Below are 25740 nucleotides of genomic sequence, written 5' to 3'. Positions count from 1 at the left end.
ATTGAAACTTCTTACTGTATCAGCAACATTAATTAAAACTTGGGACAACTACAAGCACACTCATTCTTATGTACTATTTTTGAATATTCATGATTGGAGGGATCAGGTAAGCTCAAATAATTAATCACAGTTGATCAATTGCTTTTTCTTATTTGTCTTTTCTATCGCAATAACGACTTCTATATTTCTTATGTAGTTTATAACGTACAGAATAATCAGGAATTTTATCTGAAATATCTTCATTTATGGATGCTTCAATATGAATCCGTTTTATTCTGCAGTTTCAGCAACTACCTTGCCATGACGCTTACTCCCATATAAATATACTGCTACACTTTTAATTATTTCCGTTAAAGGCTTCTGTTGTTGCCTGCCCTTCTTTATTGATTCCTTCTTTTTTAAAAACTTTTTTAACAGTAAGGAGTACAATTTTACAATCCAGGACAAATGAAACATGATCGATATACCACACATCCAGTTCAAATTTCTTTGCCCATGAAATAGCATTTCTTCCATTGACCTGAGCCCAGCCTGTGATTCCCGGACGAACTTCGTGTCTTCTTTTCTGAGATTCATTATACAAAGGCAGATACTGCGGTAATAAAGGTCTCGGACCAATGATGGCCATATCTCCTTTAAGAACATTGATCAGCTGCGGAATCTCATCAAGAGAAGTCTGGCGTATAAAACTTCCCATTGGCGTAAGTCTGTCAGCGTCCGGCAGATAATTTCCTTTGCTATCTTTTTTATCCGTCATGGTTTTAAACTTAATAATGTTAAACATTTTTTCATTAAGTCCCGGCCTTCTCTGGAAAAAGAACGGTTTGCCGTCATTCTGAAAATACAGCACCACAAGTACAATAAGAAAAACAGGCGACAATAAAATCAAACCTGAAAAAGCAATCAGAAAATCAATTACTCTTTTCAATAAGTTCTTATACATCTATATTATTTTCTTTAAGCAGGGTTTTATATTCCTTTAATAATTCATTCCAGATCACAGACTGCTCGTACCGCGACTGAATCATAGGCCTGGAATTTATTTTCAGCTTCTGATACAAATCTGTATCCGAAAGTATTTTCTCCATGGCTACTTTGAGTTTATCACTATTTTTTACCGGAATAATCATTCCATTTTGTCCTTCAACAATGATTTCGTTGCAGCCGTTGATATCGGAAACGATGCTTGGCAATTCCATCGCTCCCGCCTGCATAACAACATTAGGGAAGCCCTCACGGTAGCTTGGAAAAACCAGCGCATCTGAAACCGCAAAATAGGGTCTCACATCTTTCTGAAATCCTAAATCCAAAATATCAGGATTGTTTTTTATCTCTTGCACTGTTTCCGGCTGCAAGGGATCAAGGTGTTCTTCCAAAGGGCCGATCAGTAAAAGCTTTACCGATTTTGACCGATCCGCATTCTTACTGATCTGTGAAAAAGCCTGAACCAGTTCATTAATGCCTTTATCACCTACCAAACGTCCTACAAATACAAAAACAAAATCTGATGCAGTGATGTTGAGATCTTTTTTTAGCTGATCTTTTTGTTCATCATTAATATTTTCAGGAGAAAAAAAGCGGGTATCGATTCCGTTGGATGATCCATTGCCTATAACCTTCAGTTTTTTGCTTTGTGCTAAATTATTTTTAAGGATGAAATCATACAATCCTTTAGAATTCGGGTACACTTTTGTTGCGGAAGTGTAGGTGAGTTTTTCAACAAAATCCAATACTTTACGCTTGGTTCCCTGTGCTTCCATTAAAGGCAGTCCAGCCACAGTATGAAGCCTAAGCGGAACTTTTGCCAATTTTGCAGCCAGCATTCCTATAATTCCCGCTTTCGGAGTATGCGTATGAACGATCTGTGGTTTCTGTTTTTTTAAAAACTGATAGGTTTTCCAAAGAGATTTTAAATCGCTGAGAGGAGTAATTGCCCTTGACATTTCAATAGCTACCACATTAATACCTTCCGAATCTTTTACTTCATATAGCTCTTGTCCTGATGAAGAAACGCCCGTTACATCAAAATATTCTGACATAAATTTATGCTGCCCCTTCAGTAATACTTTCAGAGAAACCGGAACTGTTGTTATACGTACTAATTTAGTTTTCAAACGCTCTAATTATTTTTTTCAAGTTATTATCTGTATTGTATGTTGAATCTATCAACATTCTTCCTTCATGACCTTCCTGAATTGTTACCTGCTTATTTTCTATGTATTTTTTTATGGCATTATACCAATCATCTCCGTGTACAAAATCTCCGTTTTTCCCCGGATTTACGATATCGTTATTCATCCCTACAGGCGATGCAAGAACCGCGATGCTGCATCCCATATACTGTATGAGCTTGTAAGAACATTTGCCCTGTTCCCAAGGTGTGTCATGTAAAGGCATTATTCCAAGATCAAATTTATTGATTTCTTCAACCTCTGTATTTTCATTCCAGGGAATAAAGCTGATAAATCCATCTGTTTCCGGAGATTGCTTGGCCCCGATAATATTGACCCTGAAATGCGGAAATTCTTCGTTAAGTTTTTTGAATACAGGAAATAATTCTTCAATATATTTATAGGTAGATGGTGAACCGATCCAGCCTAGTGTAAAATGGGAAAGATCCTTATTATCTATTTTATAATATTTATTACGATTAATTACCGTTGGTAAAAGAATTATTTTCTTGGCGCCCGCTTTTTTTGCTCTGTCTGCAAGATAGCTGTTACCGGCAAATACACATTTACTGTTTTTCATCACGATATCTATTTTATCAGACAAAAATTTTCGCAGCCATTTGTTTTTGCTAAGATCATAGTTGTGAAAAATAGCATCATCATAATCTGCGAAATATCCGATTCCGGCTTTATTTAAAGCGACTTCTGCCCAAGCCGGCAGGTAAGGGAATAATTCTTTTTCTATAACAACAATATGATACTTTTTGACGGAAAGCAGCACAAGCATCCGCTTAAAATATCCTGCAACCAAATATAAAAACCTACTTTTCTTGTTATCATACAAAGCCGAGAGATATCGATCCCCAAGAAGACAAGAATGGCTTACTTCAAATCCTTTTTCCTGTAAAGAAGAAAAGAACTGAAAGCTCCTGAGCCTGCTGCTTGCACCCAAAGAAGAATATTTAGTGAAGTAAACTATTTTTTTCATTAAAAATTTTATCTCTTTTTACAAAATATATGAATGGTATCACGTAAAATATATTAAACTCGAAAGATTCCAGATAAGGATTGGTAAAGGTGGCTACAAGCATCGATATAAATCCTACCAGCATATAATGATCGTACGGATTTCTTGATTTTAACGTCACGTATTTATATACCGAATACAGAAAAGGAATAGAATAAATTAAAAATCCGAAAAGCCCTACTCTGAAAATGATTGCAAAAGGCACATTTTCATAACGCCAGGGGAATTTTTTACTTCTAATATAGTCAACACCTACGCCGTGCCCGGCTCCGAAAATATTTCTGTTAATCCCTTTAATCAGTGCGTCGGTCTGCTCTGCACGAACCTTATCTCCTCCACCGAATAATTTATCATAAAAACCTTCCAATACGTTGAATACATTTACCCCATAACTGTTTAATATAAAAAACAGTAAGACCGCCAATAAAAGCCCGAGAAAAATATACTTTACAATTTCAAAGGAGGCATTAATCATAACATAAAAAAACAATCCTAAAAAAACACTTAAAAGAAGTGCGGATCTTCCGGAAACAATTGCTGTACTTATCGTTAAAAGAAGGATCACAAAAAACAGGATTTTTCTCGGGAAAATTTTCTGTATCTGTATAAATGCAGGAATAAAAAAGATCAGTGAACCATAAACGAAAAGCTTCATCTCCACAATACCTTTTTTAGTAAAGGTCATATTCGGATCTTCTATAATGAGCTCCAGAATCTGTCTTTTTCCGTTCATGAAAAGCCAGATGGCCACAAATACGGAAATACAGCCTAAAACCATGTATATATTGAGGTATCTGATGATTTTTGGTAAGGGAAATTTCTCAAAGCAATAATTCATAATAACCGTCCACATGATCGGTGTAAAAGCATAAACAATGAGAACCTGACTGAGTGCTTCCATAGGATCTTTAGACTTATTGACCCCGATCACAAGATAAATAATGGTGATCATCAGACTCAGCAGAAGACTGAAAACAACTACCCTTTCAATCTTATGTATCTGAGAAAGACCAACGATAAAAAACAACAGTAAAAACGGCAGTTTAATGTTCCTAAATGAATTCGGAAAGACAAAGAGCATGAATGCTACGATGACGATCAGGACATTTAGCAGATTAAAAAACGTTTTATTTTTATAAAGCTTTATCAATTTATTTAGTTTTCAGTTGTTTAAATTTAATTCGCTGATCGTTTTGGTAACTGTTGATGGTATTCTGTAGTTTTCTATAGCTTTTTGAATCTACGGTGAGCTGGTTTACGGAAACGTTGATGGCATTATCATTAGTTCCGTAGTATTTTACAGGTTCTTCCGTATTATTAAGCAAGCTTACATTATTCAGGGTGATACTACCGGATATATTTCTGGAATAGTTATTCTTTCTGTTCAGCCACATAGACATTCCGTACTTTGATCTGTTGTCAGAAAAATTAGTAATGGTAATCGAAATATTCTTATTAATGGAGTTATCTTTTCTCAGGTTCACAAGATTCAGCAGCAGTCCCCAATTTTCATTATTTGCAGTAGAAACATCGCTGATGGTAATGTTTTTAAGCTCATCCTGCGCATTGTTGGGTTCAATATCGATGCCACTTGAAGGTCCTTTACCGCTGGAATTCATAAATTTGGAATGATAGACCTTAATATTGGTTCCGGAAGTTATTGAAAGTCCGTTTCTCCTGCTGTTGGATACCAGAGTATTGGTAATAGTAATATTATCCGATATTTTATTGTTAAGACGGCCGATATAAATGCCATCCCCGTAACAGTCATAAATTTTGGCTTTGTTGATGGTAATATTTTTTGATCCTCTTACGCTGATCCCGAATCCCCACTCTCCCTGTTTGCCGAGATGTGTATTTTTATCTCCAACCAGTACAGCATTGGTAATCGTAATATTTTCTTTATTATTACAATCCAGCATATTGTACCCGGACTTCAAGGAAGGTTTTAAAATAAGTTTGGAATTAGCCTGGAATGTATAAGAGCATCCGTTTTTTAACTTAAGTCCGTTATCATTAATTAAAACCGGAAAGTTGGGAAAGGTAATATCCCCGCTTTGATCGATTGCTTTCTGAAGAACTTCGGTATAATCTACACTTCCATCCGTTACATATCCTTTGGGAAGTACTTTCGTAAGGTCAAAATATTTAACCTGGGCAAAAAATAATGAAACAGGTATTAAAAACAGAAAGATCGCCAGATATTTTCTCATTTTAATTTCTTTTTAATTAATCCTATAAAATACAGCATCACTCCAACCATTCTTGAAGCATACATTTTTAAGATGATTCCAGCCTGTTTGTAGGCTTTTTGATTGAAATAATCCAGTACAATCAATGCAACAAGCTTATCAAGATATCTTTTTTCGGAAGCTGTTTTACCTGCATAATCAAACTGGTGAAATCTTCTTTCCAGAGGCATTACATAATGAACACTCCTGTTTTCCGCCGCTATGAAATAGATGGTGGTAACAGCTTTGTTATAGATCAGTTTATATTTTGAAAAAAGCCGGTACCAGAAATCTACATCTTCACCGTATTTCAACTGCTCATCAAACAGGCCTGTCTCCAGTACCTTATCCTTTTTTACCATCAGTGTTGAAGAATTGAATCTGGGAGCTGAGGAAGACATAAAATTGAAATAATCATCAATAATTACCGCCTCTTCTCTTTTAAACTTTGATCCGTCAAATTCTTTTGAATTTGATTTATAAAAGCTTGATCCCACCCCTCCGATTTCATCATTGTCCAGTATTTTCATAGAATCTGCGAGGATCCCCAGATGCTCGGGATGCCAGATATCATCACCGTCCAAAAAAGCGATATAGTTGTTTTTAGCGGCCAGTATACCGGCATTTCTTGCCGATGAAACACCCCCGTTCTCTTTATCTACAATTACCACACGGACATCATTGATGCCTTGTACAACATGGAGACTGTTATCCTTCGATCCGTCATTTACAATAACCAGCTCAAAATCCTTATAAGTTTGGGCCAAAACCGAATGTACTGTATCTAAAATACTTCTTTCTTTGTTATATAAAGGTATTACTACTGTAATCATATGGTTTTATAGGTTGCGGTAAAATTCAGCCGGGCACGTTCTGTTGTTTCCCGAATGTATTGAGGAGCCGTAATTTCTTTATTGAACACAATTTTTTCTATTTCCGCAACGATTGATTCTACTTCCGCATCACCATCAAAGACCCTGTATTTTTCGGGTTGTCCTACATCGTTCAGAAAATCGGTACATTTCCTGTGATATTCCAGAAGGAAAAAAGGTGTATTGCTGTAGCACGCAAAAATGCTCGCATGTAATCTTGTTGAGATCACAGCATCACATTCCGCAATTTTCTCAAAAGTATCTTTTACAAGAGGATTGTACGCTACTACTTCAAAATTCAATGTGTTATCTGTATTAAGATTTCCGATTGTTTCCATCGTAAGCTTATGATCACCTTTCATAGAATTACCATTAAAAACGAAAAAACGAAACTTAATATTGTGGTATTTCTTTAAATTTTTAATTACATTCTCGATGAACTGATTTCTTTTACGTTCCCTGTTCAGATCACCGTTTGTATAAGATTCATACTGACAAACACTGATCCCGATGACAAATTCTTTTTTGTCTGCATTCTTATCAGGATTAAAATGGTATATTTCCGGAAGCAACGCCGCCAGATCAAATGCTCTCACCGGTTCATAAGGCAGATCATAAGTAAGTGCGAGCTTATGAGAAACATCATCCCGTAATGCAAGAAAATCCAGTGTTTTTAAATACTCCTGTGTATTTTTTTCTGCAGCGGCATTCACAAAAGGTCCTAATGAAATTCCTATGGCGCCGGTTTGGCCTTTCATTCCCAATTTTTTCTTAAGCTTTGCATAAGTACGGAGATCCGTTTTTTTCAATGCCGAATGGAATGTAGATCCTCCTGCAGACACAAAGACATCGCTTAACATAATATCTTTGGCTGCCCGTGCAAAAGAAAGATAGTTTTTATGCGCAAAATAGTGGTCTGCCGGTGTTAAAATTGTAGGCAATTCAGCGGCGAAGAAAAGCTGTTCTGTTGAATTCCAGTATTTCCGGCTTCCCCAGGCTGAAACTTCCACAAAAGCATCGTCCCCTGAATTTTTCGCACCATAATATCCACTAAATATTGCTTTCATAATTTTTCACAACCATTTTTAAGTTTGTTTTCGTTTTTTCCTGCAGATAAATTTTTCCTTCTTGTTTTAATTTATCATATTTTTCAAGATCTCTGTATTTCAGGATTTTCGCAGGATTTCCGCCTATAATAGCACCTTTAGGAACATCTTTAGTCACTACCGAAGAAGCTCCTACAATGGCTCCCTCTTCTATAGTTATACCCGGAAGGATTGTTACATCACCTCCAATCCAGACGTTTTCTTTTATAGTAACATTTTTTGCTATGGTAATTTCATCATAAGGCAAAAGTCTATCACTGTTATAATTGTGATTACCTGTATAAATTTTTAATCTCGGTCCTATGATCGTTCCAGTCATTATTTGAACGGTTCCATATGTTGAAATCCAAGCATTCGGTCCTATATAAACATGATTTCCTAGCTGAAGGTTTTCTGGTTTGGTTATATCTATAGGAGTTCCAATAATAACATTCTCGCCTCTTTTTCCAATTCGGTTTATTATTTTAGAACTTGATAATTTCCAGTATAAATTTATAATTTTTGCAAACATACCTTATACAGTTTAAAAATTGAAAATAATATGATCAGTAATATTATAACAGAAATAATTATTCTAAGAAATAAAACATCGAAATAATAAACATTTACTGCAACAAGCGATGCTATCATTAGCCATAAAATCATATTCCATTTGTTGTAAAATATAATTCTGGGGGATATTCCTTTGTTAATAAAATATGGAACAAAAACCAAATAATTAATTACATAAGAAATCATATATGAAAAGGCAAATCCCCATGCTCCAAGATCTTTTAAAAAATAAAATATAATAAGATTCGTAATTGCCCATTGTCCCATACTGAAAACACTGAGCCACATTTTATTTTTTACGATCAAATCTCTTGAAACACCCGCTCTGTTGGTAATGATAAGAGTTGTTATTATAGACATGCCTAAAATAGGCACAATTTGTTCTATACTAAACTTTTTACCCAAGATAAGTGAAGTTACTTCAGGAAATAAAATCAGCGGAATAGCAATCATAATGGAAATAATCCATGAACCGAAATAATTGAAGAACTCTTTTTTCGGCGATTTTCCTTCTGACTTGGAAAGAAAAATAGGCAGCAGAACATTCCCGATAGCACCGTTAAACATCTGAATAGCAGTGGAGAAAATAATTACCGCGCTATATAGCCCAAGTTCCTTATAACCATTCGGCTGATTAACCAGCATGGTATTTAAAACCCATATTGTCGGCGCAACGATAATGGTGCTTAATGAAGCCGGAATGGCAAATTTGTAGATCTTCCGTACACTAGCTTTCCATTCTTTAAAGCTTACACTGATAGACTGTTTTTTACTTTCATCCCTTACCAGTTTCTGCAAAGCAATCGATACTAAAAATATTGCAATCAGGTTTCCCAGTAAAGCTCCTTTTACGCCACCAAGATATCCTCCTATCACTAAACCTAAAAACAGAAACAAACCCTGAAGGATATTTGCAGTGGAGTTCTTGCGATATGCCTGAAAACCAAGCAGCGCGCCCATCTGCGTTCCGTTCAGAGAAATAAAAATCAGGGTACCTCCTCCTATGATAAGCGGGATCTGGAGATCCTGATTGTTTAAAAAGGTTCCGGATATCGGTCCGGAAAACAGCATGATAATTACTGCAACGGCTGAACTGAGCAATACTACGAGTGACAGCGATGCTCCGAGCATGGAAGAAGCTTCCTGCTTATGATCGTCCTTCAGCTCAGAAATATATTTTGTTGTCGTTAAGCCGATTCCCAATGAAGCAAATATCAGAAAATTATCTATGGTTGATTTTATCATTCCGAATTCCCCGAATTCAGAAACAGTTAAAATCCTTGCCAATACTATCGACGCTAAGGAAAACAATCCTCTGGACATCAATGATCCGAAGGTCATCCAAAAAGTACCTAATACGAGTTTTTTAACGAAACCTGAACCAGATATTTTAGACTTTATTGACATTAATGGCATATTATCGTCTTACTGCTTTTGTTATAATCTGGAATCACAATCTGCCAGAATTCCTTTCACATCATAGATCACACCGTTTTCTTTCAGGTAATCCTTGAGATTAAGATTCATAAATTCTTTATGGGCAACGGTAAGAATCACCGCATCAAATTTCTTTTCCGGAATTTCGTTGACTACCATAAGACCATATTCATGATCCACCTCCTCAGGATTTGCCCACGGATCGAAAGTAGTTACTTTCAATGCGTAATCTTCAAGTCCGCAGATTACATCTACGGCTTTCGTATTGCGTACATCAGGACAGTTTTCTTTAAATGTTATTCCCAAATTCAGAACTTCCGCACCGTTGATGTTGATATTTTTCTTGATCATGCATTTCACAAGTTCAGAGGCTACATATTGTCCCATAGAATCATTAAGTCTGCGTCCTGCAAGGATGATTTCGGGATGATAGCCGTTTTCCTGTGCTTTCTGTGCAAGATAGTAAGGATCTACTCCAATACAGTGACCTCCAACCAATCCCGGTTTGAAAGGTAAAAAGTTCCATTTTGTTCCTGCCGCTTTCAGCACCTCATGCGTATCGATTTCGAGAAGGTTGAAAATTTTTGCCAGCTCATTCACGAATGCAATATTGATATCTCTCTGGGAGTTTTCAATCACTTTGGCCGCTTCAGCAATCTTGATGGTAGGTGCAAGATGGGTACCGGCTACAATAACAGACTGGTATAAACTGTTTACAATTTCGCCGATTTCCGGTGTAGAACCGGAGGTTACTTTTAGAATTTTTTCTACTGTATGTTCTTTGTCTCCCGGGTTGATACGCTCCGGAGAATAGCCTGCAAAGAAATCTTCATTGAATTTCATCCCCGACACTCTTTCCAGTACAGGAATACATTCTTCTTCAGTGGCACCGGGATAAACGGTAGATTCGTAAATTATAATATCACCTTTAGACAAAACCTTTCCTACGGTTTCAGAAGATTTGTAAAGCGGAGTAAGGTCCGGACGATTATGCTTGTCTACAGGTGTCGGTACAGTGACCACATAAATATTTGCATCTTTAATATCTTCAATATCAGCTGAAGCAAAGAATCCTTTTCCTTTTTCATCATTAAAAGGACTATGATCGACTAAAACCGACTGTAAAACATCAGCTTCGACTTCAAGCGTACTGTCGTTTCCTGTTCTTAATTCTTCAATTCTTTTCTGATTGATATCAAATCCTACTACAGGATATTGTGTTGCAAATAAACGGGCCAGCGGCAATCCTACATACCCAAGACCGATAACGGCAATTTTATATTGTTTTTCCACAAAAATTCTTTTAATAGTTTATTTTAAATTTTCCCAATACCATTTAATAGCCTCTTTCAGACCATTTTCAATAGTATGGCTGGGATTGTATCCCAAAAGGTTTTTAGCTTTTTCAATAGATGCGAGTGAATGGGGAATGTCTCCTACGCGGTTCGGGCCATGTACGATTTCGATATCAGCAATATTTCCGTCGTACTCACTCAGGTATTTTTTAATATAATGTACGAGATCATTTAATGTGGTCCGGTCTCCGACTGCCGTATTATAAACGGTATTTACAGCTTCCGGATTTTCGGTAAGCATCGCCAGCTCATTCATCTGGATCACGTTATCAACGTAAGTAAAGTCTCTGGAATAATCTCCCGTACCGTTGATTTTTGGAGACTGGTGATTCATCAGCTGTTTTACAAACAATGGAATTACGGCTGCGTAAGTACCGTTCGGGTCCTGTCTGCGTCCGAATACATTGAAATATCTTAGCCCGATGCATTCTATCCCGTAGGTTTTAGAGAAAACATCTGCGTACAGCTCATTAACATATTTAGTAATCGCATAGGGAGATAACGGTCTTCCGATCACTTCTTCCACTTTCGGAAGTGCAGCCGAGTCGCCGTATGTAGAAGATGATGCAGCATACACGAAACGTTTAACTTTTGCGTCCCTCGCTGCAACAAGCATGTTCAGGAAACCTGAAACATTAACTTCATTACTGGTAATGGGATCGTTGATTGATCTTGGAACAGACCCTAATGCCGCCTGATGCAACACATAATCTACATTTTCCATTGCGGTTCTGCAGACCTCAAGATCGCAGATGCTTCCTTCAATCAGTTTATAATCCGGATTTTTTAAGAAAGGCTCGATATTGTGGCGGTGTCCGGTTGAAAAATTGTCCAGACAGACTACCTGATAGCCTTTATTTAAAAAGTACTCCGTAAGGTTGGAGCCTATGAACCCTGCTCCTCCCGTAATTAAAATTTTACCCATTTTTATGATTTAAAAATTTTATTCCACCAACTTTTTTCAGTTTCTTTATTGTTATAGCCATAACCATAGCCATAATTATAACCATATCCGTATCCTCTTGCTTTCCTGGAGACATCATTGACTACAAACGATACGTTTCTTAGTTTTGATTCTTTTACCAAATCTTCCGCAAAATCAATAAGAACATTTCTTGAAACTCCCGATCTTACTACATACAATGTAGCATCAGCAACATCTGCTATGCTCAGGGTATCTGAAACCAGCATAAGCGGAGCCGAGTCTATAATAATGTAAGCATATTGAGATGCCATCTGAGCAATCAGCTTCTGATATCTTCCATTGGAAAGAAGTTCCTGAGGATTCGGAGGAATGGTACCTGCGTAAACTACATCACAGTAAGGATTGGTATAAGACGTATGAATGAGATCTTCCACATCTACAGATTCATCGTATAAATATTCTGTAAGACCCTTTCTTTTTACAGGCTCACTGTCATATCTCTGAATCTGCGGATTCCGGATATCTGAACCTATCAGCAGGGCTCTTCCGTTTTTATTGGCAATTGTTAATGCCAGGTTAACGGATACAAGGGTTTTCCCTTCCCCTTTTACGGAAGAAGTAACCATAATCACTTTAGCCGAATCTTTTTTAGGCAAAACAAATTTAAGGTTGGAAACCAACACTCTGAATGATTCTGCAAGTTCTGAGAAGTCGTTTTTTTGTACCAGGTGGTTTTCATCTTCGTTTAATGAAGGGATATCTACCAGTACGCCCAAGCCTGAACGGGCTTTTATATCATCTCTGTTATAAATCTTATCATCTACGATAAATACGATATAGAAGACAGCGAATGGTAATAATAACCCAAGGAAGAAAGCCCCCATAAGAATAATATTTCCTTTAGGAGATACCGGTATATCATCTGTAAATGCAGGGTTAACAATTTTAGCTTTAGGAACATCCACGGATAAATTTATCGCATTTTCTTCCCTTTTCTGAAGAAGGAATAAAAAGAGCTGTTCTTTAAGATTCTGCTGACGTTCAATTCCTCTGTATACTTTCGATTGTCCGGGAACTTTTTCTATAAGGCTGTTGCTTGTTGTAATCTGATTCTGGATTTGTGAAATAGTAGCTTTTACCGCATCTTTCTGCTCCCTGATATTATCTCTGATGATATCTTTTAAAGAAGCAATTTCCCTGTTCATTTCAATAACAGCAGGGTTTTCGCTGGTAGCCTGCTTCAGCGTTTTATTTCTGCTGATAAGCATCTGATTGTATTGCGCAATAGACTGTTCCAGTGATGGATTAAGCCCAAGATTGGAAGGCATCAGCTGATTATTGCCTTTTGCGGCTTCCGCAGTAAGAGAGTTCAGAAGATCAAGCTGGGCCTGCTGCTGAAGAAGTGATTTTGTATTTTCACTGGTATTTTGCAGAGCCAGTTCTGCCTGTGCCTGAAGGTCAACAATACGATTACGGTTCTGGAAATCTTCCTTCTGATTTTCTACTCCTGACAAATCTCGGGTAATCACTTCCAGTCTTTTATCGATAAACTTCTGGGTATTTTCAGCCTGCAGGTTTTTATCTTTCTGCCCATCTAAGTTATACTGACGGGTAACTTCATTAAGGATTCTCTCCGATTTATCCGGCACTGTACCAATCAGGGTAATATCCATAAGAAGAGCCTTTTCATCGGGTAAAGTAACCTGAATTGTTTTTTCAAGTTTTTTTACTTTTTCGATCGGATTCCAGAAAATAACTTTGTAATCCGGCTTAAGAACCAGCTGACGGTTTCTGGTTAAAATAACAGTTCCGAAATCGAGTTTTAAAGGCACATCAAATTTTCCCGTAAATTTACCGTGCGCTTCGCTCATCAGGGTGAACTCATCGCCATTAATTTTTCTTATATAATATTCTGATGATACAAAATCTTTTTTAAAATTGAGAATTCTCCCGGATATGGGCAGTTCTGTAAACAGCTGGGAATCTTTAATCTCACCGGTATTGAAATACTCTACATTGAGATTAAGGTTTTTCACAACCTGCATTAAAATTGGTCTTGAAGTAACTACAGCTGCCTCACTTTTTAATTCATCTGAATTTCCAAGGCCTGTACCCAGGTTGGAAAGATCGGCTAATGCGGAAGTAAGATCGCTTTCTTTTTTATCAAATTTAAGGGTAGTCTTTGTCTGGTATTTAGGAACACTGTATCTGAGATAAATATAAGCACCTAATATGCAAATCAGGACAGATGCAACAAACCATGGCCATTTGTTGAGATATTTGGCGATGGTTTTTCTTAGATCAACTTTCTCTTCTTTCTCTTGTAATTCTAACTGCTGCATATTTACATTTATCTTTTTAGAGCAACAATTAGAGTAGCTGCTGTTAATATTGCACCAATAATCTGGAAGGTAAGAGCTCTGTTCGGATTAGAATTAGCCTGGATCTGTTTGTTTTTATCAGGCTGTACATACAATATGTCGTTTTGTTTCATATAATAATAAGGTGAGCTTACAATGTCTGATCTTGTAAGATCCAGATTAACAATTTCGTCATTACCATCATCTTTTGTACGGATAAGCTTTACTTGAGTACGGTCGCCGAAATCCGTCATATCTCCTGCCAAACCAAGCGCTTGAAAAATGTTAATTTTCTGAGAAACACTTTCCTTTTGTCCGGGCTGTTTAACTTCTCCAAGAATACTGACGTTGAAGTTTTTAAGTGTGATGGTAACCAAAGGATCAGTAAGATATCTTTTCAGACGGGACTCCAGATCCTGCTTCAGCTGGATTTGCGTCATACCTTTCGTAAATACAGGTCCGAGAACTGGAAAATTGATATACCCTTCTTCATTTACAAGATATTCACTTGGTTGCACATATTGGTTAATTCCTGTGCTATTCTCACTTCCAACTTTATTGGCGGTGTTAAGATTGAAGGGTTTCACTGCAGCTTCATCAAGTGCGGAGACAAGGATGAGAAGTACATCTCCTTCCTGAATGCGCAGTCCGTCGTATTTCGCTTTTGCAACCTCTTCTTCCATGTTGCTTTTAGACATATAGACCATGTTCTGCTTGGGCTTGCAGGAAAGTAAGGTAATTGATATCAATAATAGATACGTAATGATATTTTTATTCATATTCATTCACTCTGCTAAGACGGCGCTCTGTTTAAGAGAACCATCTTATTTTAAAAGTTTATATTATAAATCCATTATCACACTTTATGTGTGATTTTTTAATGCTTTCTTATATCAATTTTTCTGCCGAAATGCTATAATAAGAAGAATATTATTTATCATAAAATGGAATTATCAGATTATCAGCATAATTAAATTGTATTATTTTTTATTCAATTATAATATACTCCCATCAAAAATTCATTTATATTTTTTCATATAAATATATGCTTTCTTTTCTTAATTTAATATAGCATTAAAATTAAATGATCATCAACATTTCATCATTATAATTATATATAACGAATAACAAAAAAGCAGCAGCTACGGTTAGAAACATTGATAACAGGTCAAGAAAATGCGTATCAATTATACAGTATGTATTTATGCAAATAAATGAAAACGGCATTAAAAACAACCAGAGCGCAGCAACTGCAACCCGGATTCCGGCTTAAGCTCTAACTCTCTGAAGTTAAAAACATTTCTTTTTTTGAAAGAGCTATTGCAGTGTCACACACCATTTTCATTTTAAATACAATACAATTTCAGCACGCCAAAGATAATAAATTATGTGTATAATAATTGCAAATAATTCTACACAACAGGAATATTCATACGATATCTTATACTTCAGATCAATAAATAAATAGCATTCAGCATAATACTCTTACAACTTTTAATACCGCAATATTTTGGATAATTAAAATACTCATTGTTTTTAGAAATAAATGTCAGCTGTTTATTTTTTTAAGAGAATATTATAAGACTACTGATAAAAATTATTTGAATTTAACATTAATTGATTAACCATATTTTAATACCAACAATAACATTATTTTCTTTTTCAGGACCAGTTTTTGATATAAAAAATACTATATAATTCCATACTAATTATAGAATTATGTCTAATCTAATAATATCGATATAATCTTTGTAAAAAATTATCTTAGCCCATTATTAAGTCTACTAAAACATAATATGTATATTATTACAGATCAGTTAAGGGAAAATGGTTTCAGCATCAACCGTTTGGATCAGATTATAAAGAGAAACAATAATAAAAGACAGTTTAACACGCTTGAATACTTTTGCATCTATATTATTATGGAAGATCTTCATCTGATAGTAGAAAATAATTCATATGACATAACCGCCGGAAATATCGTTTTTGTAGGACCTCAAAAAAATGTACAGTTTTTAAAAGCACGAGGTTCCGATACCTTCCTCATTACATTTTCTTCTACTTTCTACGAAAGGTCTATAAAAGACAGCTTGTTTATAAATTCACAACTGTTTTTCAATTATAATTCCGACATCTTCATTGCTCCTTTTATTAATATAAAAGAAATGCGGGTGGTCTTCATGGACAGAATGGATACTTTCCGCAAAAAAGACAAAAGTCTTTATCTTTCTGCTGCCCACAATGCAATTGAGAGATTAATGCTGGAAGCGTTTATTCATATTCCCACCGAAGAAGTAAAAAAAGATGTAAAATTTGATTATCTTTATTGTGTAAATAAGTTCAAAGTTACTTTACAGAGAGATTACAAGACTGCAAAAAAAGTTTCCCATTATGCATCCGAGCTAAATGTTACCCCAAGAAAACTCACTGAAATGACTGAATATGTTTTGGGAAAAAGCGCGAAACACGTTATCATTGAGAAACTTATAGCAGAATCTAAAAAAATGCTCAGCTATACCAACTATACGATTTCTCAAATCGCTTATGAGCTGGGATTCAGCGATGAAGGCAACTTTACAAATTTTTTTAAAAAACACACAAAAAAAAATCCTTCAGAAATGAGATAATTGAAAAATATTTGTATATTTGATTAAGTAACCACACGGTGATAAATCAGAAAATGTACATCAAATATTTTTTCATAGTATTTTGTCTTCTGGCCTTTACTTCTGTCAGTGCTCAACACGACGGAACTACTGTGAATGTACGTTTATACCCTGTTCAGATGCTGGCTATAAACCCTGCGGTTATAAATTCACCCGAAACAAAAGTTAATAAGGAATCCAGTTTTGTTGTTATCTCAAGTCCTTCCGGATTTGAAATTATCATGCAGCAAAATATGCAAAATCAGTCTGCGGGTTTAAAAAATTCAGACCCGGGGCATCTTTTGGGGGAAAAAGATAAAGCATACAATCTTATTAACTATGAAAAAGGTGTTATTGAAAAAATATTTGAAATTAATCACCATACTAAAGAAGAAAAAAATTATACTTCAAATACGGACAACAACTACTATATTTTAACAATGATGTCCAATTAGAAGAAAAAAATTAATATTAAAAATAAAATTTTATAGAATTAAAGATTTATTAATTTTCCACTCATAATTAATTAATGATTATTTAACGATAAAATAATCGTCATTTGTGGAGTTATTTCCACTTTCATAAATAATTTTTATTGAATATTCAATAAAAGTATATTCTTATGTTGCTTATTATCAGCGACAAAAATCACAAAAAAATAGTCTTTTTTCACAATAACGCTACTCAAAGAAGTATATACATTTGCACCATAATTTTTGAATTAAAAATTAAAAAACAATAATCAATTTATGAAAAAGTGTATTCTAGCTTCTGCTGCGTTATTAGGGTTCATAACTGTAGGAGCACAACAAACTGTTACGTTAAACGTAAGATTAAAACCAATCCAGACTTTGGTAGTTAACAATTCTCAGAAAATTGTAAACTTAGACTATGTAACGAAAGATGATTATGCGAATGGAGTAACTTCTAATAATCCAGATCACTTAACAATCTACAGTACAGGAGGATTCCAGGTAAAAGTAAAAAGCGCCAGTGCAGCTTTACAAAACGGTGGTAAAAACATCCAGGCTAACACCATCCAGATTAAAGCGTCTGCAGGTACAGAAGCTGTAAACGGAGCACAATATGCACAAGGTACTACTCTTTCTGCCAACGAAACAACATTGGTAACATCTGCAGCCGGAGGTGTAAACAAAAAAATCAGTGTTGAATACAAAGGTGCAGGAGGAAATGCTTACCTTGACAATTATATCGCAGGACAGGATCCTACAGTATACAGTACTGAGCTTACCTACACCATTATTGCACAATAATATTGTAGATCTATTTATAAAATAAAAAATGCTACAAGAAATTGTGGCATTTTTCATGCTGTTTTAGTCTTAAATTTCATGATGAACAAGACCTATACAATACATCATCGCATTTACTTTTTTATATTCGTTTTGCTTTTCTCCCTGAATTACGCACAAACAGGTGTTTCCGTGTCTCCCCCAAGATTGTATTTCGAATCTACTGCGGGAAACAGTAACACACAAACCATTACCATTACCAACGTAAGTACAAAAAATACGCTGGATCTTGCGGTAAGCCTTGGGGATTGGGAATATAGCGAAAAAGGTGAAAATCTTATGTACGCAGCCAGTACCTTGAAAAATTCCTGCGCGGGATGGATCAGTGTAAAAAAAGAAGATAATTATTTTTCACTGGCACCGGGAGAAAGAAAAGACATAGATGTCACCATTACCGTACCCACAAAACCTACAGATACATTGGCGGCACACACCGCTGTTTTGTTTGTAAGCCAGATGAATCCTGTAGATGATGTGGATAATAAGGGCGCAAAAATCAAAGTAAGTATCCGCTCCGGTATTAAGGTCTTTCATAAAATTCCATCAGCGAAGACTAAAAAAATCGAAATTCAGAACCTCATCTTTGATAAAACTAAAAAACAGCTTAACCTTTTTTTTGAAAATCAGGGAAATATCTGGACAGACGGTAAAGTATACGCAGATTTTGTAAATATTGAAGACGGCAAGAAGTTTTCCATAGATCCTATCATATTTTATACCTTACCCGGTAATAAAAGAGAAATGGGGATCTCACTTCCTGCAGATCTTCCGAAAGGAAAATATACAGCTTCCGTAATGATTGATTACGGAGATAATAACCTTGAACTCGGAGAGTTAAACTTCACGTATGATTAAAATAATCACAGTATTAGTACTGTTATTAAGTCAATATTGCTATTCACAAATTTCATATTATTCTTGGGTAAATAGTTACATTCAGATAAATTCCTACGAAGGAAACACAAATCCCGATGCTTACACCGCCATGTTGAGCGGAAACGGCAATTTTAATATTCCTTCATGGCGTCTGTCTGCAAAACTGAAACAACCCATAAAATCTACTGATGGTAATTATACCATTCCGGGAAACAAAATATCACTTCATCCTGTAGCCTCTTCAGGACAGGGAGAGCCTGGGCCGGTTCCTACCATTCCGCAGATTGGGATGCCTCTTAATGTTATTCTTCAGGAAGGCCAGGAAGTATTTCTGGTTCCGAATTCTAATGCACCACTGTACAATCAGCCTTCACAGCCGAACGGATATTATAACCTGCAGATAAAATTCAGCCTTACCGTAATGGGAGGAGCTTATCTTGGTACATACCCTGCGTGGATGAAATTCTATGCCCCGGTAGAATTTACCATGTATGATAAATACAACAATGTTATCGGTAAAATGAACCATAACTTTGAAATCCAGATTGGTACATTATCCGGAACTCCCCCTGTGGATATTCCTGAAATGTCACTTACTTTTGCACCGAATGCACAAAATGCGTTACTGGAATTCAAAACCATGGATGATTACACCAACGGAGTAAGTGTAACGTACAACAATGCTTTGATGGTGAAAAGCAATACCAATTATCAGATTAAACTGAAATCACTGCAGTCTCAGTTTACTTCGTCTTATGGTAATACCATTCCGATAGATGCTGTAAAACTGGCACTTTCTTCAGCGACACCCAATATAAACGTGTATCCTATCTCATTAAGTGCAGCGTCACAAATTGTTGCCAAAGGAAATGCTACGCAGGGAAATATGATTTATTATGATGTGAAATATTCTACCATTCATAATGATGAAATTTTTATCAACGCAAAATCAGATGATTATACCGCAACTCTTCAGTACGAGATAACACCTCAATAAAACAAAATGTTTTCAAGCCAATTCCGGAGAATTTTATTTGTATTTCTTATTTCCTTCATTTCTGCACTGGTTTCCGCACAAACCGGTAATGGAATTACCATGGAAATCCGGAACGATTCCAATTTAGGACAGGATCGTATTATAAGTACCATTGCTGAAATTAAAAATGATTCTCAAAATCCTTTTAAAGGCAAACTGAATATTATTGTTCCAAAAGGTTTCAGAAATATCTCAGTAAATGCTTCAGACATCGAAATATCTGCAGGAGGAAATTTATTTTTGCCCCTGAAAATACTTGTAAACAGCAATGCCGATTTCGGAGAAAGCAAAATAGAATTTACCCTTACAGACTTACAGAATAATGTTATAAAAACACATACCCTTTCTCACACCATTGCAGAAAACAATTCCATGGCGATTAGTACGGATATTCCTGTTATCTACATGAGTAATGTGAACGATTCTATAGAAATAAGAGCGAGGGTATCGAATTTAGGCAATAAAAAACAGAATGTTACTATTGTATTTAAAATTCCGGAAACAGACCAGGGAAGTTTTTTTGCAGAGCAAAAAGGAAGCATCTCGGTACAGAAAGATTCGGTGTTTATTTACAGGTTCAGACCTTCCGCTAATATGGTTAAAATTCCTCAGTTCAGTGTAAATGTCGTTGGTTTCAGAGACCCTGATAAAGAAATATTCGGAAACAGTACGGTCTCCATTCAGAATAACTCTTCCATGCAACGGTATCACTCTTTAGACAACAATACGCTCAGCTACACCAAAAACAGCATTACAACGAGCTTACGCTATCTGGGGAGGGAAACGTATTTATATCAGGTTATTGGTTCGGGAGGCTTTAACCTTCCTTCCGGATATGTTTCAATCAGAGGAAACATCTACAAAACCAACGGGCCGGAAGATCCTGTAGTGAACAATACTTTTATAACGTATAAAAGAGAACAGAATGAGTTTACCCTCGGAAACATTACCAAAATCATTGAAGTCTCGCTGTACGGAAGAGGCGCAGAATATGCTTTTACTTCTGCGGATAAAGACAAAAAGCTTGAATTCGGGTTTATAGACCAGAGTTTCAGCCTTATCGACAGGACCCGTTTTTTGAAACTGGGATATGGATTTTATGTACGCGGCATACTGGGAGCAAGCAATGCAACCCGAAATATTTCAGCAGCCTATATCTTTAAAAGTGATCCTTTCGAACATGTAAAGCATAATCTTTTGGGAACCGATTTCCAGTATGCTTTTAATAAAGAATGGAAAATGAGCGGTAAATTATTCAGCGGGATGAGCATTTATGAAACGATCAATACTACAAAACCATCCGGTGCAATAGAAACACAATACTCAGGAACTATCAATAAAATTAACCTGAGCGGTAACTATTCTTTCAGCTCCAACTATTATCCGGGAAACCAGAGAGGAATATTCCAGATTCAGCAGAATATTTCCAGCAGTTTATTTAACGACAAATCTATTTACGCCAACTTCATGGTGTCCAATTTTTCTCCTAAATTTTATTTTTTCGATAATAACCTGGAGACCAACAGCAGCAGGCTGGAAACGGGATTCAATTTCCCTAAAAGAAAAAATTTCGGATTAAGCATAAGCCTTCAGTATCAGAATGAAAATTCCAATACTTATAATTCTTTTTTAGGGCTTGCCCAAAGCAGGGATCTTAAAGAAATGAGCGCGAAAAGGCTGGTGGAACGTGTAAGCTGGTCAAGCCCGGACAGGAAGCATTCATCCATATTGGGTATTGAAACGGGACTTGTAAATTATCCTGACAGCGATGCCAATCAATATCAGATGCGATTTACCGGAACATACGCTTACAAGTGGCTTAATTTCCAGTTTATTTACCAGTATGGAAGCTATTACCTTTCAGAATTTGCATTTTCTAAATTATTAACCACTAACAGCAATTATGAAAAATCTTCAGCTTCGGCATTTGTTACCCACAATATGCTTCATGGAAAGCTGAGCATCAATTCCGGGCTGTCTTACACAGAAGATACACTTTATGGAAAATCCCCTTCAGGATTTGTCAATCTGAAATACTCAAAAGAGCAGTACGGGTTCTATCTGAATTCTTCATGGTTTAATTATTCCCTTAATAATTTCACCAATAATCTTTTTACAATAGAAGCCGGGGTTACGATTAATTTAAGAAGCAATAACCTCGATCCGGGCAAGAAAAGTAATATTAAAGCTTTTGTATATTATGACCGAAATAATAATAATGTTTATGATGACGGAGACGAAAAAGCTGCAGGATATATTATTATGATTAACAATATATCATTTAAAACAGATGACAATGGAAATATTGAATATCGTGCGATTCCTTATAACAAATATAATTTGCGACAGGTTATTCAGCAGGGGTGGTATTATGATGAAGCAGCCTTTGATGTAACTACGCACAACCATTCTTTAGAAATTCCGCTGCATCAGAACGGAACGGTTCACGGGAAAGTAACTTATGATTTTGATGCCAAAACCTCACTTGAATTCGATCCAAAACTGGCGGCTATTGCTTTCGACATCTATAAGGATGATACACTTGTAAGACACACAATATCAGACGACAACGGGGAGATCATATCATTCATAGAATCCGGCAATTACAAAATAAAACTGAATGAAAATTCGCTGCCTTCCAATACTTATTGTGAGAATATCCTTCAGGAATTTAATGTTGAACCGGGAAAAATAGCCGAACTCAGTCCGTTCACTATTAAAGTGAAAGAAAAGAAAATCCGGGTGAAGAAATTCGGTACTCAATAGTCTTGCTACCTACCCTTTTCTGAAATTAAAAACAAAATTGATATAAATGGTACATTAGTTGATCAAATTATTTTGAATTTTTTCAGCTTCTGATTACATTTGTACTAAATTTAAACTTATGAACTACACGCTTGAGCTCAACACACAGGAGTCTGGCTCTAATCTTATTTTTAACACCATAAAATTTGATACATTTAAGGTAAATATTATTGAAAGATATACCGGTAAAATGAATTTTAATCCGAAATTATGCGAGGTTATCTTTAAGCTAAGAACACTGGATGATGAAATTATTAAAAGAAGAGATGGAAATCTAAGGGTAAAAATCAAAGATGACAAATTTGATGCCTATCAGCAATTATCAAAAGTGCTAAATTCTTATGATTATAAAAATAAACTGATCAATAGAAAAGAAGCGGACCAGAATTATATCCACTTTATGTTGAGCATGATTATTTCCAATTACGAACTTAATTAAATTCTTACGTATAGAGTTTGGTCAGTAAGCATAGGAAAAAATCTTCTTATGAATTTCAATTTGCTTTTTGGTCACTGAATGTAATATCAATGGCTGAACTTCTATACAACATTCTTATCATCCGTCAAGAATAACTTTTCATGATTTTTTATGCAGGAATTCCTGTTCCTGATTAATTCTTACAATAACCTTTTTAAAACATTACCCAATCATTCCTTGATCGTTTGATCTGGAAAATTATGTCAATAGGTGTGCAGGGATTGTAAAATTATTTCATTACATTTATTTCACCAATTGGATACTATTTTATAACTGTATAAAATAATGTCATCACACAAAATACTATATCATGAAAACATTTTATCTGAGTCTGCTGTCAGCTGCTCTTTTTGCTGGAGCATGGACCCATTCCAAAGCCTGTACAAGGATCGTTTACAAAGGTCCGGAAAACACAGTAATCACTGCCCGATCAATGGATTGGCGAGATGAAATCCCTGCCAACATCTGGATTCTTCCCAAAGGAACAGAAAGAAATGGTGAAGTAGGACCGCTTTCTATGAAATGGAAGTCGAAATACGGCAGCGTAGTAAGTACTTCCTGGGATATTGCCTCCTGCGACGGAATGAATGAAAGCGGACTTGTAGCCAATCTTCTCTGGCTTGGAGAGTCACAGTACCCGAAATTTGATCCAAAAGGAAAGCAGAAAGGAATAGCCATCTCTTTATGGGTACAATACTTTCTTGATAATTTTGCAACAGTGAAAGAAGCCGTGGAAGCTGCGCGAAAAGAAAGCTTCGTCATTGTAAGCGATTATATTCCCGGAACAGAACGTTTTACTACCGTTCATCTTTCCATTTCAGATGCGTCCGGAGACAGCGCCGTTTTCGAATATATCGGAGGCAGGCTGGTAATTCACCATTCTTCAGATTACACCGTAATGACCAACTCGCCTGTTTTTGATCAGCAGCTTGCGCTAAACAATTACTGGAAAGGAATTCCCGGAACAATAATGCTGCCCGGAACCAACCGCGCCGCCGACCGTTTTGTAAGAGCTTCCTATTATATCAATGCCATTCCGCAGACATCGGATACAAGAACCGCTGTAGCAAGCGTATTCAGTGTCATCCGAAACTGTTCTGTTCCGTACGGAATTACCTCCGAAACAGAACCTAATATTTCCTCCACAAGGTGGCGTTCCGTTTCCGATCAAAAAAATCTGACGTATTATTTCGAAACCGTTTTTACTCCGAATACTTTTTGGATAAATCTTAAGGAATTTGATCTCAGCCCAAAAGGTAAGACCATGAAACTAGACCTGAGCAATTTTCAGACATACAGCGGCAAAGCCAATACGAGCTTTAAAGAAACAAAACCCTTTACATTTTTAGGGTTAAAGTAATTCGGATATCTTATTAATCAAATACAATACGATATGGCTTTACTTACAAAAAAGGCTGCCACCTCTTTCTTTATCATATTTTTTTGTTTAACTGCCGCTCAAAAAACGGATTCATTATACACCAAACCGGAACAGGAAAATATAAAATATCCCCAACTACAGGTAAAAGGGCTTTTCCAAGCCCGATATCTGGTGGGAATGAGTAAAGACGTGGATGTAAACGGACTCCATCATTCTGATCACAGCGGCACTGATAATAATTTCATGATCAAATATATGAGAGTTCAGATGCGTGCCCAGATCAGCAAACGTACGGAAGTTGTGGCGCTGGTTAATCTTGCGGATTTTAAAAATGACCCTAAGTCGAGAGTGCTCGAAAATGCATATTTAAAATACACTTTTAATCCTAAGCTGGCATTCACTGTAGGGCAGTTCCGACCCTGGTTCGGGATCGAAGAGACCTACCCTATCGATATTATTAAATCGTTGGACTGGTCCAATCAGTATACCGAATTTGGTAGACTGGGCTGGACGAGCTTTCAGATTGGTCTTTCAGCAACAGGCCAGCTCAATCTGGGTAAAGTTCCTTTTCAGTATGCCGTTTCTGTAGTGAACGGTAATGGTAAAAACCAGGTGAATGACAATGATAACGGTAAACAATATTCCACAAGGCTTGTTTTCGGTTTCTCAGAAAAATATAATCTGAACCTGGGCTTAAACGGTGGCATCGGAGAAGTTTTTGGACAAAAAGTATATGCATTGGGAATAGACATCAGCTCGTTAATTCAGTTTGATTCCAAATGGAGCCTGGATATGCAGCTTGAGGCAAAACAGGCAACGAATCATACTCTTTATTTTGTGGAAGATCCTGAAACAAGACCCCGGAATCCCGATGAATACCTGATCAGAGGAGCTTATTTCCTTCCGAACATCCGTTATGAAATCAACCACAGAAATCTTAGTGCCTTTGAGCTTTCCTGCCGGTACGAATATTTAGACAGAAGCTTTAGAGTTCATTCAAACCCGAGGCAAACCATTACTCCCATGTTCGGCCTGGAATTTCTGAAAAATTACGGAGCCCGAATTCAGATTGGGATGCAGATTGACCGTTATAAATATCAGGTGGAAAATACCACGCAATACAATAATAATCTCTTTATCATTCAGGTACAGAGCCGGTTCTAAAAAACT

General features: G+C 36.2%; 22 protein-coding genes. 9 read left to right on the top strand and 13 right to left on the bottom strand.

The annotated features are described in order from the left end of the window. Nucleotides 1-337: 337 nt before the first annotated feature. The 13 genes from M0D58_RS01285 to M0D58_RS01225 are packed head-to-tail and all read right to left on the bottom strand — an operon-like array spanning nucleotide 338 to nucleotide 14734. Nucleotides 338-943: a sugar transferase gene (locus M0D58_RS01285; protein WP_248392933.1), complete on the bottom strand. Its 606-nt coding sequence runs from the start codon at nucleotides 941-943 to the stop codon at nucleotides 338-340. Beyond that, on the bottom strand, nucleotides 936-2114 hold the full coding sequence (locus tag M0D58_RS01280; protein ID WP_248392931.1) for a glycosyltransferase family 4 protein: 1179 nt from the start codon (nucleotides 2112-2114) through the stop codon (nucleotides 936-938). The genes M0D58_RS01285 and M0D58_RS01280 overlap by 8 nt, the downstream gene beginning before the upstream one ends. Further along, complete coding sequence (locus M0D58_RS01275; RefSeq protein ID WP_248392930.1) at nucleotides 2104-3159, bottom strand: glycosyltransferase family 4 protein; 1056 nt, start codon at nucleotides 3157-3159, stop codon at nucleotides 2104-2106. The genes M0D58_RS01280 and M0D58_RS01275 overlap by 11 nt, the downstream gene beginning before the upstream one ends. Then, the gene (locus M0D58_RS01270; protein ID WP_248392929.1) at nucleotides 3134-4348 is read right to left on the bottom strand and encodes a hypothetical protein; all 1215 of its coding nucleotides are present in this window, start codon (nucleotides 4346-4348) and stop codon (nucleotides 3134-3136) included. The genes M0D58_RS01275 and M0D58_RS01270 overlap by 26 nt, the downstream gene beginning before the upstream one ends. A gap of 1 nt (nucleotide 4349) precedes the next feature. Further along, on the bottom strand, nucleotides 4350-5411 hold the full coding sequence (locus tag M0D58_RS01265; protein ID WP_248392928.1) for a right-handed parallel beta-helix repeat-containing protein: 1062 nt from the start codon (nucleotides 5409-5411) through the stop codon (nucleotides 4350-4352). After that, nucleotides 5408-6262, bottom strand: a complete 855-nt coding sequence (locus tag M0D58_RS01260; protein ID WP_248392922.1) for a glycosyltransferase family 2 protein — start codon at nucleotides 6260-6262, stop codon at nucleotides 5408-5410. The genes M0D58_RS01265 and M0D58_RS01260 overlap by 4 nt, the downstream gene beginning before the upstream one ends. Next, nucleotides 6259-7368, bottom strand: coding sequence for a polysaccharide pyruvyl transferase family protein (locus M0D58_RS01255; protein WP_248392920.1), 1110 nt, complete (start codon nucleotides 7366-7368; stop codon nucleotides 6259-6261). Before M0D58_RS01255 ends, M0D58_RS01260 begins: the two co-directional genes overlap by 4 nt. After that, a complete protein-coding gene (locus M0D58_RS18095) occupies nucleotides 7352-7918 on the bottom strand; it encodes an acyltransferase (protein WP_282569132.1) in 567 nt (188 codons plus the stop codon). Before M0D58_RS18095 ends, M0D58_RS01255 begins: the two co-directional genes overlap by 17 nt. Beyond that, on the bottom strand, nucleotides 7900-9366 hold the full coding sequence (locus M0D58_RS01245) for an oligosaccharide flippase family protein (RefSeq protein ID WP_248392918.1): 1467 nt from the start codon (nucleotides 9364-9366) through the stop codon (nucleotides 7900-7902). Before M0D58_RS01245 ends, M0D58_RS18095 begins: the two co-directional genes overlap by 19 nt. A gap of 30 nt (nucleotides 9367-9396) precedes the next feature. Beyond that, entirely contained in the window at nucleotides 9397-10689 is a 1293-nt protein-coding gene (locus tag M0D58_RS01240) for a nucleotide sugar dehydrogenase (protein ID WP_282569131.1), read from the bottom strand. Between the two features lie 18 nt (nucleotides 10690-10707). Beyond that, nucleotides 10708-11676: an SDR family oxidoreductase gene (locus tag M0D58_RS01235; RefSeq protein WP_248392916.1), complete on the bottom strand. Its 969-nt coding sequence runs from the start codon at nucleotides 11674-11676 to the stop codon at nucleotides 10708-10710. A gap of 2 nt (nucleotides 11677-11678) precedes the next feature. Continuing rightward, nucleotides 11679-14018 (bottom strand): GumC family protein, encoded by a 2340-nt coding sequence (locus M0D58_RS01230; RefSeq protein WP_248392914.1) that lies wholly within the window; start codon nucleotides 14016-14018, stop codon nucleotides 11679-11681. Between the two features lie 8 nt (nucleotides 14019-14026). Then, a complete protein-coding gene (locus M0D58_RS01225) occupies nucleotides 14027-14734 on the bottom strand; it encodes a polysaccharide biosynthesis/export family protein (protein WP_248392913.1) in 708 nt (235 codons plus the stop codon). 1098 nt (nucleotides 14735-15832) lie between these two features. Here M0D58_RS01225 and M0D58_RS01220 point away from each other — a divergent pair. The 9 genes from M0D58_RS01220 to M0D58_RS01180 all read left to right on the top strand — a co-directional run bounded on the left by M0D58_RS01220 (nucleotide 15833) and on the right by M0D58_RS01180 (nucleotide 25734). After that, nucleotides 15833-16663 carry a helix-turn-helix domain-containing protein gene (locus M0D58_RS01220; RefSeq protein WP_248392912.1) on the top strand — a complete coding sequence of 277 codons (831 nt, stop codon included), beginning with the start codon at nucleotides 15833-15835 and terminating at the stop codon, nucleotides 16661-16663. A 53-nt stretch (nucleotides 16664-16716) separates the two neighbouring features. Further along, entirely contained in the window at nucleotides 16717-17136 is a 420-nt protein-coding gene (locus M0D58_RS01215; protein ID WP_248392911.1) for a hypothetical protein, read from the top strand. 294 nt (nucleotides 17137-17430) lie between these two features. Further along, nucleotides 17431-17955 (top strand): hypothetical protein, encoded by a 525-nt coding sequence (locus tag M0D58_RS01210; protein WP_248392910.1) that lies wholly within the window; start codon nucleotides 17431-17433, stop codon nucleotides 17953-17955. Between the two features lie 78 nt (nucleotides 17956-18033). Beyond that, a complete protein-coding gene (locus tag M0D58_RS01205) occupies nucleotides 18034-18849 on the top strand; it encodes a fimbrial biogenesis chaperone (RefSeq protein WP_248392909.1) in 816 nt (271 codons plus the stop codon). Continuing rightward, nucleotides 18842-19867 carry a hypothetical protein gene (locus tag M0D58_RS01200; protein ID WP_248392908.1) on the top strand — a complete coding sequence of 342 codons (1026 nt, stop codon included), beginning with the start codon at nucleotides 18842-18844 and terminating at the stop codon, nucleotides 19865-19867. The genes M0D58_RS01205 and M0D58_RS01200 overlap by 8 nt, the downstream gene beginning before the upstream one ends. A 6-nt stretch (nucleotides 19868-19873) precedes the next feature. Next, nucleotides 19874-22672, top strand: coding sequence for a hypothetical protein (locus M0D58_RS01195; RefSeq protein ID WP_248392907.1), 2799 nt, complete (start codon nucleotides 19874-19876; stop codon nucleotides 22670-22672). A 118-nt stretch (nucleotides 22673-22790) separates the two neighbouring features. Further along, on the top strand, nucleotides 22791-23150 hold the full coding sequence (locus M0D58_RS01190; RefSeq protein ID WP_248392899.1) for a prevent-host-death protein: 360 nt from the start codon (nucleotides 22791-22793) through the stop codon (nucleotides 23148-23150). A gap of 349 nt (nucleotides 23151-23499) precedes the next feature. After that, nucleotides 23500-24549: a linear amide C-N hydrolase gene (locus M0D58_RS01185; protein WP_248392897.1), complete on the top strand. Its 1050-nt coding sequence runs from the start codon at nucleotides 23500-23502 to the stop codon at nucleotides 24547-24549. Nucleotides 24550-24582: 33 nt separating this feature from the next. Then, a complete protein-coding gene (locus tag M0D58_RS01180; protein ID WP_248392893.1) occupies nucleotides 24583-25734 on the top strand; it encodes a porin in 1152 nt (383 codons plus the stop codon). Nucleotides 25735-25740: the final 6 nt, after the last annotated feature.

It is taken from the genome of Chryseobacterium nepalense, from assembly GCF_023195755.1.
Taxonomy (GTDB): Bacteria; Bacteroidota; Bacteroidia; order Flavobacteriales; family Weeksellaceae; genus Chryseobacterium; species Chryseobacterium nepalense.
Note: the sequence above shows the minus strand (reverse complement) of the source record. Positions and strands in the feature narration are given on the sequence as shown.

What these genes read in the sequence shown, in the direction of transcription:
- M0D58_RS01255 (WP_248392920.1), bottom strand. Translation starts at nt 7,368, where the DNA reads ATGAAAGCAATATTTAGTGGATATTATGGTGCGAAAAATTCAGGGGAC.
- M0D58_RS18095 (WP_282569132.1), bottom strand. Translation starts at nt 7,918, where the DNA reads ATGTTTGCAAAAATTATAAATTTATACTGGAAATTATCAAGTTCTAAA.
- M0D58_RS01220 (WP_248392912.1), top strand. Translation starts at nt 15,833, where the DNA reads ATGTATATTATTACAGATCAGTTAAGGGAAAATGGTTTCAGCATCAAC.
- M0D58_RS01230 (WP_248392914.1), bottom strand. Translation starts at nt 14,018, where the DNA reads ATGCAGCAGTTAGAATTACAAGAGAAAGAAGAGAAAGTTGATCTAAGA.
- M0D58_RS01210 (WP_248392910.1), top strand. Translation starts at nt 17,431, where the DNA reads ATGAAAAAGTGTATTCTAGCTTCTGCTGCGTTATTAGGGTTCATAACT.
- M0D58_RS01225 (WP_248392913.1), bottom strand. Translation starts at nt 14,734, where the DNA reads ATGTCTAAAAGCAACATGGAAGAAGAGGTTGCAAAAGCGAAATACGAC.
- M0D58_RS01195 (WP_248392907.1), top strand. Translation starts at nt 19,874, where the DNA reads ATGTTTTCAAGCCAATTCCGGAGAATTTTATTTGTATTTCTTATTTCC.
- M0D58_RS01260 (WP_248392922.1), bottom strand. Translation starts at nt 6,262, where the DNA reads ATGATTACAGTAGTAATACCTTTATATAACAAAGAAAGAAGTATTTTA.
- M0D58_RS01190 (WP_248392899.1), top strand. Translation starts at nt 22,791, where the DNA reads ATGAACTACACGCTTGAGCTCAACACACAGGAGTCTGGCTCTAATCTT.
- M0D58_RS01185 (WP_248392897.1), top strand. Translation starts at nt 23,500, where the DNA reads ATGAAAACATTTTATCTGAGTCTGCTGTCAGCTGCTCTTTTTGCTGGA.
- M0D58_RS01275 (WP_248392930.1), bottom strand. Translation starts at nt 3,159, where the DNA reads ATGAAAAAAATAGTTTACTTCACTAAATATTCTTCTTTGGGTGCAAGC.
- M0D58_RS01205 (WP_248392909.1), top strand. Translation starts at nt 18,034, where the DNA reads ATGATGAACAAGACCTATACAATACATCATCGCATTTACTTTTTTATA.
- M0D58_RS01235 (WP_248392916.1), bottom strand. Translation starts at nt 11,676, where the DNA reads ATGGGTAAAATTTTAATTACGGGAGGAGCAGGGTTCATAGGCTCCAAC.
- M0D58_RS01285 (WP_248392933.1), bottom strand. Translation starts at nt 943, where the DNA reads ATGTATAAGAACTTATTGAAAAGAGTAATTGATTTTCTGATTGCTTTT.
- M0D58_RS01180 (WP_248392893.1), top strand. Translation starts at nt 24,583, where the DNA reads ATGGCTTTACTTACAAAAAAGGCTGCCACCTCTTTCTTTATCATATTT.
- M0D58_RS01245 (WP_248392918.1), bottom strand. Translation starts at nt 9,366, where the DNA reads ATGTCAATAAAGTCTAAAATATCTGGTTCAGGTTTCGTTAAAAAACTC.
- M0D58_RS01200 (WP_248392908.1), top strand. Translation starts at nt 18,842, where the DNA reads ATGATTAAAATAATCACAGTATTAGTACTGTTATTAAGTCAATATTGC.
- M0D58_RS01215 (WP_248392911.1), top strand. Translation starts at nt 16,717, where the DNA reads ATGTACATCAAATATTTTTTCATAGTATTTTGTCTTCTGGCCTTTACT.
- M0D58_RS01265 (WP_248392928.1), bottom strand. Translation starts at nt 5,411, where the DNA reads ATGAGAAAATATCTGGCGATCTTTCTGTTTTTAATACCTGTTTCATTA.